This window comes from Streptomyces gottesmaniae (assembly GCF_031845845.1).
Lineage (GTDB): Bacteria > Actinomycetota > Actinomycetes > Streptomycetales > Streptomycetaceae > Streptomyces > Streptomyces akebiae.
On sequence record NZ_JAVRFJ010000048.1, the window covers coordinates 49,234 to 61,699 of the forward strand.

13 protein-coding genes are annotated in these 12,466 nt (G+C 72.2%); 7 read left to right on the forward strand and 6 right to left on the reverse strand.

Annotated features, from left to right (window positions below):
• Nucleotides 1-2: 2 nt before the first annotated feature.
• Nucleotides 3-602 carry a chloramphenicol phosphotransferase CPT family protein gene (locus tag RM704_RS38400; RefSeq protein ID WP_192829726.1) on the forward strand — a complete coding sequence of 200 codons (600 nt, stop codon included), beginning with the start codon at nucleotides 3-5 and terminating at the stop codon, nucleotides 600-602.
• Between the two features lie 72 nt (nucleotides 603-674).
• Here RM704_RS38400 and RM704_RS38405 read toward each other — a convergent pair whose 3' ends face one another.
• Entirely contained in the window at nucleotides 675-1,415 is a 741-nt protein-coding gene (locus RM704_RS38405; protein ID WP_033528958.1) for an SDR family NAD(P)-dependent oxidoreductase, read from the reverse strand.
• A 182-nt stretch (nucleotides 1,416-1,597) separates the two neighbouring features.
• Here RM704_RS38405 and RM704_RS38410 point away from each other — a divergent pair, with 182 nt between their 5' ends.
• Both RM704_RS38410 and RM704_RS38415 read left to right on the forward strand, forming a co-directional pair.
• Nucleotides 1,598-2,569 carry an expansin EXLX1 family cellulose-binding protein gene (locus RM704_RS38410; RefSeq protein ID WP_033528957.1) on the forward strand — a complete coding sequence of 324 codons (972 nt, stop codon included), beginning with the start codon at nucleotides 1,598-1,600 and terminating at the stop codon, nucleotides 2,567-2,569.
• Nucleotides 2,570-2,708: 139 nt separating this feature from the next.
• On the forward strand, nucleotides 2,709-3,968 hold the full coding sequence (locus RM704_RS38415) for a serine hydrolase domain-containing protein (RefSeq protein ID WP_033528956.1): 1,260 nt from the start codon (nucleotides 2,709-2,711) through the stop codon (nucleotides 3,966-3,968).
• A 73-nt stretch (nucleotides 3,969-4,041) separates the two neighbouring features.
• Here the strand turns inward: RM704_RS38415 and RM704_RS38420 are convergent, their stop codons facing one another.
• Entirely contained in the window at nucleotides 4,042-4,659 is a 618-nt protein-coding gene (locus tag RM704_RS38420) for a DUF4291 domain-containing protein (RefSeq protein ID WP_033528955.1), read from the reverse strand.
• A gap of 150 nt (nucleotides 4,660-4,809) precedes the next feature.
• On the opposite strand from RM704_RS38420, the gene RM704_RS38425 reads away from it, so the two are divergent.
• Both RM704_RS38425 and lnt read left to right on the forward strand, forming a co-directional pair.
• Complete coding sequence (locus tag RM704_RS38425) at nucleotides 4,810-5,304, forward strand: nuclear transport factor 2 family protein (protein ID WP_033528954.1); 495 nt, start codon at nucleotides 4,810-4,812, stop codon at nucleotides 5,302-5,304.
• 87 nt (nucleotides 5,305-5,391) lie between these two features.
• Nucleotides 5,392-6,990 (forward strand): apolipoprotein N-acyltransferase, encoded by a 1,599-nt coding sequence (lnt, locus tag RM704_RS38430; protein ID WP_052146193.1) that lies wholly within the window; start codon nucleotides 5,392-5,394, stop codon nucleotides 6,988-6,990.
• Here the strand turns inward: lnt and RM704_RS38435 are convergent.
• Nucleotides 6,911-7,819, reverse strand: coding sequence for a Gfo/Idh/MocA family protein (locus tag RM704_RS38435; protein ID WP_033528953.1), 909 nt, complete (start codon nucleotides 7,817-7,819; stop codon nucleotides 6,911-6,913). The genes lnt and RM704_RS38435 overlap by 80 nt on opposite strands.
• 73 nt (nucleotides 7,820-7,892) lie before the next feature.
• Between RM704_RS38435 and RM704_RS38440 the strand changes: the two genes are divergently transcribed.
• Both RM704_RS38440 and RM704_RS38445 read left to right on the forward strand, forming a co-directional pair.
• Nucleotides 7,893-8,405, forward strand: a complete 513-nt coding sequence (locus tag RM704_RS38440) for a DinB family protein (protein WP_033528952.1) — start codon at nucleotides 7,893-7,895, stop codon at nucleotides 8,403-8,405.
• A gap of 201 nt (nucleotides 8,406-8,606) precedes the next feature.
• Complete coding sequence (locus tag RM704_RS38445; RefSeq protein ID WP_033528951.1) at nucleotides 8,607-9,110, forward strand: hypothetical protein; 504 nt, start codon at nucleotides 8,607-8,609, stop codon at nucleotides 9,108-9,110.
• Between the two features lie 48 nt (nucleotides 9,111-9,158).
• Here RM704_RS38445 and RM704_RS38450 read toward each other — a convergent pair whose 3' ends face one another.
• From RM704_RS38450 to RM704_RS38460, 3 genes are all read right to left on the reverse strand, one after another.
• Nucleotides 9,159-9,677 carry a tetratricopeptide repeat protein gene (locus tag RM704_RS38450; RefSeq protein WP_033528950.1) on the reverse strand — a complete coding sequence of 173 codons (519 nt, stop codon included), beginning with the start codon at nucleotides 9,675-9,677 and terminating at the stop codon, nucleotides 9,159-9,161.
• Nucleotides 9,678-9,906: 229 nt separating this feature from the next.
• A complete protein-coding gene (locus tag RM704_RS38455; protein ID WP_033528949.1) occupies nucleotides 9,907-10,590 on the reverse strand; it encodes a uracil-DNA glycosylase in 684 nt (227 codons plus the stop codon).
• Nucleotides 10,591-10,722: 132 nt separating this feature from the next.
• Nucleotides 10,723-12,303: an ABC transporter substrate-binding protein gene (locus RM704_RS38460; RefSeq protein WP_033528948.1), complete on the reverse strand. Its 1,581-nt coding sequence runs from the start codon at nucleotides 12,301-12,303 to the stop codon at nucleotides 10,723-10,725.
• Between the last annotated feature and the right edge of the window lie 163 nt (nucleotides 12,304-12,466).

A 12,466-nucleotide genomic window follows, 5' to 3' on the forward strand; every position in this document is an offset into this window, starting at 1 on the left:
ACGTGTCACGGAGCTCCCGCGCACAGGACCGCACCCCCGGCGGCCTGATCATCTTCCTGAACGGCACGTCCAGTTCGGGGAAGTCGAGCATCGCGAGGGAGCTGCTGCGCATCCTCGACGAGCCGTACTTCCACATCCCGGTCGACGCGTTCCACGCCATGCGGACCCGTCAGGAGATGCCGCCCGACCAGCTCACCGACGTCCTGCACCGCACCTGGCGGGGCTACCACCGCGCGATCGCCGGCATGGCCGCCGCCGGCAACAACGTCGTCATGGACCATGTCCTGAGCGCGGAGTGGCGACTGCGGGACTGCCTCGACCTGTTCGCGCCCCAGGACGTCGTGTTCGTCGGCGTGCACTGCGACCGCGACGAGCTGGAGCGGCGCGAACGGGAGCGTGGCGACCGGCCTGCCGGGCTCGCGGCACGGCAGCTGGAGCAGGTCCACGCCCACGGGCTCTACGACGTCGAGTGCGACACGAGCCGGTCGGACCCGCTCCGATGCGCCGCCCGGGTCAGGGAGTTCCTGGCCGACCGGCTCATACCGACCGCGTTCCAACGGCTGATCGACCAGAGGGGCGGCGTCCGCTCACCGGCCGAGTGAGTGCGCCGCCGCCCAAGGGGGGAACCGCGCGAGCAACCCCACACGGCCTGTGCCGGCCGCCCCCCCGGCGCCTCACCGCCCCCCGGCCACCCGCAGCACCGCCCCCGTCGTGTACGAGGCCTCCGGAGACATGAGCCAGGCGATGGCCGAGGCGATCTCATCGGCCCGACCGGGGCGGCGCAGAGGCACGGACGCGGCGATCCGTTCGGGGCGTTCGGGGTCGCCCATCCGCGCGTGGATCTCGGTGTCGATGACCCCGGGCGCGACCGCGTTGACCCGAATGCCGTCCGGTCCGAGCTCCTTCGCCAGCCCCATGGTCAGCGTGTCGACCGCCGCCTTGGTCGCCGCATAGTGGACGTACTCACCGGGACTGCCCAGTGTGGCCGCCGCCGAGGACACGTTGACGATGGCGCCGGTCCCCCAGGCCGCCATCGCCTTGGCCGCCCTGCGCGAACACAGCAGTACGCCGAGCAGGTTGACCTCCACCACCCGCCGCAGCACCTCCGTGTCGGTGTCCGCCAGCCTCCCGAACGGGCCGGTCACCCCGGCGTTGTTGACCAGCCCGGTCACCGGTCCGAGCCGGTCCGCCGCCGTCTCGAACAGCCGGTCCACATCGGCCTCCACCGAGGTGTCCGCCTTCACCGTGACACAGCGCGCGCCGTTGGCCCGCGCCCCCGTCGCGATCCACTCGGCCGCCGCGCCGTCGTTCACATAGCCCACCACCACGTCGTGCCCGTCCGCGGCGAGCCGCAGGCAGGTGGCGGCACCGATCCCCCGGCTCCCTCCCGTGACCACCGTGACCGGACGTGACATCCCCAACCTCCCCGACGAAGAAAACGATCGATCATTCTACGATCGCAGCTTCGCGCCGGCTCCCTTTCGAAGGCAACCATTCCGGCCCCGGCGGCAACCGATGAGTGGCAAGCTCCTTTCACGCGAGCCACACATGCATCACGCTTTCTCTCGAACCAGGCACGGAATCGAAGGATTTGAACGTGGCAGCCCGTTCCCACCGCTCCACCCGCCGCCCCAGGCGGCGCACCGCCCTCCTGTCCGTCGCCGCCGTGGCGGCCGTCGGGCTCGCCGCATCACTCGTGATCGCCTTCGGCCCCGACCGCGACACCGACACCGAGGCCGCCGGAAAGACCGGGGCCACCCCCGCCGCGGCCACCACCCGGGCGCCCGCGCCGCCCTCCGGCACACCGGAGCGGAAGAAGCCCTCCGCCACCCCCTCGAAGTCGCCGTCCCCGTCGGCCTCGAAGACCACCCCGTCGGCGACCCCGGCCACCGAGCCCACCAGGCAGCCGACCGCCGCCACCGGACGGTCCGGCTCCGCCTCGGGACAGCTGGCGGGACGGATACGTCCCGGGGTCGACTACGAGGGGGTCGCCACCTTCTACGACGCCGGACCCGGCGGGAACGGCGCCTGCTCGTTCGGCGCGGGCGACGACGTCATGACGGCGGCGATGAACACCACCGACTACGAGGTGTCCAAGGCCTGCGGGGCGTATGTGCGCGTCCGCGCGGCGGGCGGCGCCGCCGTCACGGTCAGGATCACCAACGAGTGCCCCTCACCGTGCAGGCCCGGCCAACTCGACCTCAGCGCCGAGGCCTTCGCCAAGCTCGCCGCGCCCTCGCGCGGCGAGATACCGATCACCTGGAACCTGCTGAGCCCCGCCACCTCCGACACCCTCTCGATCCGGTACAAGACCGGCTCCAGCCAGTACTGGTGCGGCATCCAGGTGATCGGACACCGGAACCCGGTGGCCCGGCTGGAGGTCCGCGCCGGTGGCGCCTGGACCCCGCTGCCGCGCACCGAGTACAACTACTTCCTCTCCGAGCAGGGCGCCGGGTGCGGCGGCGCGCTCCGGATCACCGACATCTACGGGGAGCGGTTGACCGTCGAGGGCCTCACGGTGCGGCCGGACGTCGTGCAGCGGACCGGCGCGCAGTTCGCGGCACACTGACCGCGCCCCCGGGGGCGCGGCTCGCCGCACCACGGAGCGCGCGGCCGAGCCGCCCGGACAGCCCAAGCTCGCGCGCGCGTCATCGTGGTCCCGGCCGATGCTGAGGGTGCCCCTGCCCGACGATCCTCCCGGGACCCCCATGTCACTCACGCCCGCTTCCCGCCCGCACGCCGGTACGCACGCCGGCAGCGGTCCGCGCTCCCCCCGCCGCCGCCTTCGCCTCCGGCCCCGTCTCCGCCCCTCCCTGGTCGCCCTGCTCGGCGCCTCCTGCCTCGGCGGTCTGCTCCTCGCCCCGACAGCGGGCGCCGCCTCCGACGGCGGTGGCGACGGGCGAGGTGAGCGCGCCCTGCAACAGCAGCTCGAAGAGCTGGTCGCCACCCCCGGAGGACCGCCCGGCGTGATCGTCGTACTGCAACGGGACGGCAGACCACGCGTCCTGCGGGCCGGTGTCGCCGACCTGGAGACGGGCCGTCCGATCGAGCCCACCGACCACATGCGGATCGCCAGCACGGCCAAGGCGTTCAGCGGCGCCGTCGCGCTCCGCCTCGTGCAGCAGGGCGAGCTGGACCTCGACAGCACCATCGGCGACACCCTGCCCCGGCTGCCGGACGCCTGGTCCTCGGTCACCCTCAGACAGCTGCTGAACCACACCAGTGGACTGCCCGACTACAGCGAGGACCCGGAGTTCCTGGAGCTGCTCCTCGCGGACCCCCGCCGCACCTTCGACCCGCGCCGACTGCTGGACTTCGTCGCGGACGAACCGCTGCGCTTCCCGCCGGGCTCCCGGTACCAGTACTCCAACTCCGACAACATCGCCGTCGCCCTGATGGCGGAGGCCGCGACCCGCAAGCCGTACGAAGAGCTCCTCCGCCGGATCGTCTACCGGCCGCTCGGGCTGACCGACACCAGTCTTCCCCTGGGGTACGAGATGCCGGAGCCGTACATGCACGGGTACGCCGTCGAGCCGCCCGCGCCGCCGGAGGACGTCAGCGAGGCGCTCAGCGCGTCCGGGGTGTGGGCCTCGGGCGGGATCGTCTCCACCCCGCGTGACATGACGCGGTTCATCCGGGGCTACGCCGCCGGAGAGCTGACGTCGCGGGCGGTCCTGCGCGAGCAGCGCCGCTGGATCGAGGGGGCGTCCGAACCGGCCGGTCCCGGCCGCAACAGTGCGGGACTGGCCATCTTCCGCTACGACACGCGCTGCGGGGTGGTCCTGGGCCACACCGGCAACTTCCCCGGCTACACCCAGCTGATCGCCGCCACCCCCGACGGCCGCAGGTCCCTCACCTTCTCGCTCACCACCCAGGTGAACAGGACGCTCGACCCCGCTCTGGTGGACAGGCTCCGCGCTGTCGAGGAGAACGCGGTCTGCGCGCTGCTCGGCCCCCGCCGCGGCTGAACACACCGCACGCCCGGCCCCGGCGCCTGCCTCGGCCCGGCTCAACCCGCTCCAGGGCACGCCCGCTGCGGGCTCAGTGCCGCAGATGGACCAGGACGTCGTCCGCGACCGGGTACGGCCGCTCCTCGGGGAGCAGCGCGGTGGCCGCGTCCAGCTCCCGTGCCCGTACGAGGCCGTGGACCTCCCGCGCGAGCGGCGTCACGTCCTCGATGCCGACGATCCACTCGTCCGCGTACCGTGCCGCCGCCTCACCCGACAGGCCCAGCTGCAGCGAGCGGTACGGCAGCGGGGTGAGCCTCAGGTCGCGCTCGGGGTCCCACTGGACCCGGGCGGGCGACCGGCGCACCTCCCGCTGCCAGGCGGCCCGGCTCTCGTGCAGCTCGGGAACGTAGTGCGAGAGACACGAGTTGCGCAGCGCCCACTCGAAGCCCTCCCGGGTGATCTCCACGGCCAGGACCGTCTCCTGGCCCTCCTTCAGGCCCCAGCCGCAGCGGTACATCATCCACAGGAAGGACGGCTTGATCCAGGTCATCCGGTCCCGCTTCCACGCGGCCGGGAAACGACCGTGCCGCGCGGCCGGGCCGCCTATCTCCGGGCGGTAGGCCTGGTAGACGGTGACGGTGTCGGCCGTGTGGCGAGCACGGACACGGAACCTGGGCTCGGTCGCCGAGGGGCGTTCACTTTCACTCACGGGGACCAGGTTCGAGCACGGCGACGCCTTTCAGCCACCGAATATCCACGGACGACGCGCAGCCCGGAGCCGCGCCCCCGTCCCGGAAATATCCCCCATCCGACCGCACACCCCTTGGCGTGGCGCGTGTCCTGCCCCAAGACTGTGCCGATGACGCAGCGTGTGGAGCTCGCGACCGTGATGGACCGACTCGCCGTCGACGGCCTGATCACCGAGTACGCGGTGGCGGTGGACGACGGCGACTGGGCGGCGTACCGGGGCCTGTTCGCCCCGCGGGGCCGCGCGGACTACCGCTCGGCCGGCGGCATCGAGGGCGACGCCGGGCAGGTCGCCGGGTGGCTGGCGCGGAGCATGGAGCTCTTCCCCATGCGCCAGCACCTCATCGTCAACCGGCGGTTGAGCTTCGAACTGTTGGAGCAGGACACCGGCGACACCGCCCGGGTCCGCGCGGACTACGTCAACCCGATGCGCTTCGCCGGCCACGACGGGGGATCCACCGCCCCCGACTTCGTCTGCGGCGGCCGCTACGCCTTCGCCCTGGTCCGCACGCCGGACGGCTGGCGCCTGCGCGAGGTCGTCGTCCAGGAGAAATGGCGCCGCGCCCCCGAGGGTCTCACCCCCGCCCAGCACCCCTCCCCGGCCTGACCGCCCCCACACCGCCCAGGCCCTCTGTCGGAGATCGTCCTCGGCGCGCACACTGGAAGAACTCACCGGTGGGCAGGGAGGCGCTGTATGCGGACGGCGGACTGGGTGGCCTCCCCATGGCGGCGGACGGCGGACTGGTCGGCCTCCCCGTGGCGGCGACGAGCAGCGCTCGTCGTGGCCGGGGCCCTGCCCGTGCTGGCGTTTCCCGCACCGGGCCTGTGGTGGTTCGCGTGGGGAGCGCTGGTGCCGTGGATGCTCCTGGTCCGCACGGCCCCGACCGGCCGCCGGGCCATGTACGACGGCTGGCTAGGCGGATGCGCGTTGATGCTGGCCATGCATCACTGGCTGCTGCCGAACCTCCATGTGTTCACCTTCGTCATCGCCGGTCTGGTGGGTGCGCTGTGGGGTCCCTGGGCCTGGCTGGTGCGCCGCTTCCTGGCCGGGACGCCGTCGCCGGGCCGGGTCGCCGCCGCGCTGCTGGTGGTGCCGTCGGGCTGGCTGGCGATCGAGCTCGTCCGCTCCTGGCAGGGCCTCGGCGGGCCGTGGGGGCTGCTGGGGTCCAGCCAGTGGCAGGTGGAGCCCGCGCTGCGGCTGGCCTCGGTCGGCGGGGTCTGGCTGATCAGCTTCCTGCTGGTGGCCGTCAACGTCGCGGTCACCGTGCTGGTCGCGGTGCGCCGGTCGCGGGCGCCGGCGCTCGCCGGTCTCGTCGCGACGGCCACCGCGACCTCGGCGGTGTGGCTGTGGTCGCCGCGCCCCGACGTCCGGGGCGAGGTGCGGATCGCCGTCGTACAGCCCGGTGTCACCGACGGCCCCGACAACCGGTTCGACCGTGAGGAGGCGCTCACCCGACGGCTGGCCGGGCAGGACCTCGACCTGATCGTGTGGGGCGAGAGCAGCGTCGGCCACGACCTCGCCGACCGCCCCGATCTCGCCGACCGGATCGCCGCACTGGCCCGCGAGACGGACACGAACATCCTGGTGAACGTGGACGCGCGCCGCTCCGACCGTCCCGGCATCTACAAGAGTTCGGTGCTCGTGGGGCCGGACGGCCCGACCGGCGACCGCTACGACAAGATGCGCCTGGTCCCCTTCGGCGAGTACATCCCGATGCGCTCGCTGCTGGGCTGGGCCACCTCCGTCGGCGAGGCGGCCGGCGAGGACCGCAGGCGCGGCACCGAGCAGGTCGTGTTCGACTCCGGGAAGGGACTGCGGATCGGCCCCATGGTCTGCTTCGAGTCCGCCTTCCCCGACATGAGCCGCCATCTCGCCCGGGACGGCGCCGAGTTGCTGCTCGCACAGTCGGCAACCTCGACGTTCCAGGAGAGCTGGGCCCCCGCGCAGCACGCCTCGCTGGCGGCGCTGCGAGCCGCCGAGACCGGACGCCCGATGGCCCACGCGACGCTCACCGGCGTCTCGGCGGTGCACGGACCGGACGGCGAGCGCGTCGGCGCCCGGCTCGGCACGGACGAGAGCACGACGGGGGTGTACGACGTGCCGCTGGCGAGCGGTACGACGCCGTACGTCCGGTTCGGGGACTGGCCGGTGGACGCGGCGCTGCTGACCCTGCTGGCCTGGGGCGCCTTCGAGGGCGGGCGGGCCGTACGGGTCAGGCGGCGGACCGGTCCTCCACCGCCCGCACCACCCGCTCGCACAGCTCATGGGTCGCCAGCGCGTCCCGCGCGCTGAGCACCCGGCCCGCGCGCACCGCGTCGAGGAAGGCGAGGACGGCCTGCTCGATGCCGCGCTGCCGGGCCACCGGCACCCAGTCGCCCCGCCGCCTGATCGACGGCTGTCCCTTGTGGTCGACGACCTCGGCCAGGTTCACGACCTGTCGCTTGGTGTCCTGCCCGGAGACCTCCAGGATCTCCTCCGCCGAGCCGCTGAGCCGGTTCATGACACCGAGCGCGGTGAAGCCCGCCCCGGAGAGCTGGAGCACCACGTGGTGCAGCAGTCCGCCCTCGGTCCGGGCTCGTACGGTCACGTCCTCGATGTCGCCCGGCACCAGGAACCGCAGGGTGTCCACGACATGGATGAAGTCGTCCAGGACCATCGTGCGCGGCACCTCGGGCAGGCCGATGCGGTTCTTCTGCATGAGGATCAGCTCGCGCGGATGGTCCGCGCACTGGGCGTACCCGGGCGCGTACCGCCGGTTGAATCCCACGGCGAGCCCGACGCCGCGCTCCTCAGCGAACCGTACGAGCCGCTCCGAGTCGGCCAGTTCGTAGGCGAGCGGCTTGTCGACGTACGTCGGCACCCCCGCCTCCAGCAGGCGTTCCACGATCTCGGGGTGGGCCGCGGTGGGCGCGTGCACGAAGGCCGCGTCGAGGTCCTGGGCCAGCAGCGCGTCGAGGTCGGTGTGGCGCCGGTCCGGCGGGAGGTGGAGGCTGTCGGCGACGCGGGTGAGGGTGGCGGGCGTCCGTGTCTGGAGATGGAGTTCGAGCCCCGGTTGGGTGCCGAGCACCGGCAGATACGCCTTCCGGGCGATGTCGCCGAGCCCGATGCAGCCGACCTTCACAGGGGTCTCCCGTCCACGGTGTGCCGTCGAAATACCTCGTCGGCAGCATACGGGGGCTGCGAGGATGGCCGGCATGACCGAACTGCGCTCCGAACCCTCCGTCACCGCCGGCGAACGGGCCATGCTGGAAGGCTGGCTCGACTACCACCGGCAGACCCTCGCGCTCAAGTGCGAGGGCCTGGACGACGACCAGTTGCGGACCGCCTCGGTGCCGCCCTCTCAGCTGTCCCTCCTCGGTCTCGTGCGGCACATGGCGGAGGTCGAGCGCATCTGGTTCCGCAAGGTGCTCGTGGACGACGACCAGGGGCCGATCTACTTCAGCGAGGCGGATCCGGACGGGGAGTTCCACCTCACCCCGGCCGACACCTGGGAGGAGGCGTACGGGACCTGGCAGGCGGAGATCGCGGTCGCCCGCCGCAACGCCGAGGGCTTCGCCCTGGACGACGTCGCCAAGGCAGCGCACCGGCGGTCGGGCGAGGCGCCGAGCCTGCGGTGGCTCTACACCCACATGATCGAGGAGTACGCGCGGCACAACGGTCACGCGGACCTGCTCCGGGAGCGGATCGACGGGGTCACCGGGTACTGACCGGGGCCCCGGGGAGAAGAACTGGGGAGACGACGGACGGGGGAAGCGAGGGACCGGGGAGCGAAGGCCGAGGGTCGCGAGGGTCGCGTTCCCGCAGGGTGCGGCGCGTGGCGTCGTCGGGGAGCCGCGGGCGTCACCCGTGTGGGGCATCATCCGCCCGCTCCCTCCCCAAAGCGGCTGGGACACAGCAGAGTTGCGCGCGTGCATCGACCGACCACCACCGCAACGCTCCTGGTCACCGTGGCCGTCTCGGCTCTCACCGGCTGCGTGACCGCGCACCACCCGCCCCCGCCGCAGGCGTCGCCCGACCCGTACCGACCCTCCGAGCCCCGCCCGGACGGCACCACCGAGACCCGGATCGTGGAAGCCCCGGCGCGCGAGGCCCTGGAACTGGTCGGCCCGCCCCGGGAAGCCGCCCCGAGCGCGCCCCCGGAACCGCGGCCCGCCACGTCCGCTCCGCCGGTCACCGGTGCCGCACCCGCCCCCGCCGCGCCGCCACCGCCCCGCGACGAGCGACCGGCTCCCCGCGAGCGGCCGGGCCCACCTCCCGGGTCCCGCCCCCACGTCGAGATCCCGCCCCTGCCCGAGTCCGTCCCGACGACCCCGCCGAAGAACTCCGACGTCTGCGCGCTCGGCCACAGATACGGCGGCTGGGGCAAGGACACCCCCCAGGCGGCCATCTGCAAGGACGTCTACGGCCGTTGATCCCCGGCGGCCCGCGCACCAGGCCCCCGCTGGGCCCGACAGCACCCCTCACCGCTGTCGCGGCGGTCCCGGTGTCTCCCCTCCGCTGGGGCCCGTCCCGTCGAGCCGGGCCTCCAGGCGGGCCAGGGCGGTGCGGACCGTGTCGCCATGGCCGTCGTCCCCCAGCGTGGCCAGCGCTCCCCGGGCCAGCCGCAGGTGGCTGCGGGCCGCGTCGTGGCGGCCCAGCCTGGCGTAGTCGGCGGCGAGGTTGAGGTGGAGCGAGGGGTAGAAGGCCCGCACCGCGAGCTCCTCGCCGGCCTGCGCCGTACGGCCCTCGCAGAGTTCGTCGGCCGCCGACAACGCCCTGAGGTCCCAGGCCAGTTCGGTGTCCGGGTCGTCCTGGGTGTCGGCCATGTAGTGCGCCAGGGTGCAGCGGTGGAGCGGCGCGCCGTCCTCACCGAGCTCCGCCCACAGCCGCAGCAGACGGTCCCGGGCCTCCTCGCGGTCACCTCCGTGGTGCAGCATGACCGCCTGACCGATCCGGGTCATCACGGCGTCCGACGCCATCCGGTCCTGTCGCTCCACCACCGTGTCCTCCGCACTCGTCGGCCCCTGAGACCCGCCTGTCCCTCTCGACGCTAACGGCAGGCACCCGCAATCCCGGTCAGGCCGCTCCGTACGACCGCGGGGGTGCCCCGGCGGCCGTACGGCGGCTGTACGGCCGCCGGACGGACACGCGCGTACGGAGGGGCCGGACGGACACGCGCGTACGGAGGGGTGGGGCAGCGGCGGCGGGTGCGGAGGGACGAGCGGCCCGTCAGCCGAGGTTGGGGATCGTCCAGTCGATCGCCTCGTGGCCCTGCCGGGCGACGGCCTCGTTGATCTGCGTGAACGGCCGGGAGCCGAAGAACTTCTTGGCCGACAGCGGCGAGGGGTGCGCGCCCTTCACCACCACATGGCGCTCCTCGTCGATCAGCGGGAGCTTCTTCTGGGCGTAGTTGCCCCACAGCACGAAGACCGCCGGGTCGGGTCGGTCGGCCACCGCGCGGATCACGGCGTCGGTGAACTTCTCCCAGCCCTTGCCCTTGTGCGAGTTGGCCTCGCCGGCCCGGACCGTGAGGACCGCGTTGAGCAGCAGCACGCCCTGCTGGGCCCACGGCATCAGATAGCCGTTGTCCGGGATCGGGGTGCCCAGCTCGGCCTGCATCTCCTTGTAGATGTTCCGCAGCGACGGCGGGGTCTTCACCCCGGGCCGCACGGAGAAGCACAGCCCGTGCCCCTGGCCCTCGCCGTGGTAGGGGTCCTGGCCGAGGACCAGCACCTTCACGCTCTCGTACGGCGTGGCGTCGAGCGCGGCGAAGACCTGCTCACGGGGAGGGTAGACGGGACCCTTCGCACGCTCCTCCTCGACGAACTCGGTGAGTTCCTTGAAGTAAGGCTGCTGCAGCTCGTCCCCCAGGACCCCGCGCCAGGACTCGGGCAGCATGGCGATGTCGGTCACGTCAACTTCCTCCGGTGTGCGCTCACTTCACGGCCACGCAGCGCGCGGCCATGGGCAGCCGCGCGAAGCACGGCCGCCGTCAGAGCACAGAACCTACAGGCGCCCACTGACAACGGGACCCGGCACCCGGAATCACCAACTGGTCTTCCACGACAGCTGCCACATGATCATCATCGTCGCGGGGTCGATGACGTTCTCCAGGCCGGCGATCTCCTCGTTCGCGGCCGTGTACGCCTTGCCCTGCCACAGCGGGATCAGCCGCGCGTCGTCCACGAGGATCTGCTGGGCCTCCTCGAACTCCTCGGCCACGGCCCCGCGGTCGCTCTCGGCGCGCGACTCCGGCAGGAGCTTCTTGGTGATCTCGGGGGCGTCGTACGGCGTGCCGAGCGCGTTCTGCTCGCCCACGAAGGGGGCGATGAAGTTGTCGGCGTCGTTGAAGTCGGGGTTCCAGCCGCGCCCGAAGACCGGGTACTCGCCCTTCTGGTAACCCTCGGAGTAGGTCTTCCAGGGGCGGCTCTTCAGCGTGACCTCGAACAGGCCGGAGCCCTCCAGCTGTCGCTTCAGCTCCTCGAAGGCCGGCTTGGTCTGGGAGCCGTAGCGGTCGGTGGTGTACCAGAGCTCCAGCGGAACCGTTTCGGTGATGCCCGCTTCGGTGAGGATGGCCTTCGCCTTGGTCGCGCTGGGGTTGCCGTAGTCGTCGAAGAAGCCCGTCGTGTGGCCCACCAGACCCCTGGGGATCATGGAGTACAGCGGCTCGACGGTGTCCTTGTAGATGTTGTGCGCGAGCGCCGGCCGGTCGAGGACCTGGGCGACGGCCTTGCGCACCGCGGGGTTCTTCGTCCAGGGGTCCTTGGGGTTGAACACCAGGTAGCTGATCTCGGTGGTGGGGTTCTCCACGATCTGGAGCCCCTCCTCGTCGTGGTTGGCCTGGATGTCCACGATGTCCGAGGCGCCCAGACCCCGGTAGATCACCGAGATGTCCTTGTTCTTGAGGGCCTTGACCATCTCGTCCGACTGCTGGAAGTACTGGATGGTGACGGCGGAGTTCTTGAGGTCCGCGATGCCCTTGTAGTTGTCGTTGCGGACCAGCTCGGCCGTCTTGCCCTCGTCGTAGGAGTCGAGGTTGTAGGGCCCGGAGCCGGCGATGTCCCCGCCCTCGCGGAGCTTGTCCGCGGGGTACTCCGCGGGGTCCACGATCGACATCGCGGGCGTGGTGAGCACCAGGGGGAAGGTCGCGTCGGGCTGGCTGAGGTGGAAGACGACCTCGCGGTCGCCCTTCGTCTGCACCCGGGAGAGGGTGGTCAGCAGGCCGGCGGGGCCACCGTTGACGTTGATCTTCTTGATCCGGTCGAACGAGTACTTGACGGCCTTGGCGTCCAGCGTGTGCCCGTTGGAGAACTTCAGGCCCTCGCGCAGCGTGCAGCTGTAGACCGTGCTGGAGCTGTCCGTGAACTCGCAGCTCTCGGCGGCGTCCGGCTCGGGCTCGGACCCGCCGGGCGAGTAGCCGAGCAGGGGCTGGAAGACGTTGCGCATCAGCTCCCAGGAGCTGTCCCAGGCCGCGGCCGGGTCCAGGGTGCTCGGCGTACTGGTGGTCCCCACGATGATGGGGTCCGCGTCGTCCGAGGCGTCCGAGGAGAACACACCACACCCGGTCACCATGGATATGGACGCGATCACCGCGAGTGGCGGCAAGTATCGGTTCCGGTTGAACACGTGCATGCTCCTCGAAATGCCGTACCAAGAGTGGCCGAACGATACCGCAGGCCCGTCGGCCGGTCCTGCCCGGCTGGGGGAGCCCTTGGTCGGTCCGCGTGTGACGGCGTTGTCGAGGCCCCGTGAGGGGTGCGGACGGGCGCCGGAGATGTTCGGTGAATCA

Bases quoted from the DNA above. Each gene is read 5' to 3' on its own strand.
- lnt (WP_052146193.1), top strand. From the start codon at position 5,392: ATGCGGACGGCGGACTGGGTGGCCTCCCCATGGCGGCGGACGGCGGAC.
- RM704_RS38425 (WP_033528954.1), top strand. From the start codon at position 4,810: ATGACGCAGCGTGTGGAGCTCGCGACCGTGATGGACCGACTCGCCGTC.
- RM704_RS38415 (WP_033528956.1), top strand. From the start codon at position 2,709: ATGTCACTCACGCCCGCTTCCCGCCCGCACGCCGGTACGCACGCCGGC.
- RM704_RS38440 (WP_033528952.1), top strand. From the start codon at position 7,893: ATGACCGAACTGCGCTCCGAACCCTCCGTCACCGCCGGCGAACGGGCC.
- RM704_RS38405 (WP_033528958.1), bottom strand. From the start codon at position 1,415: ATGTCACGTCCGGTCACGGTGGTCACGGGAGGGAGCCGGGGGATCGGT.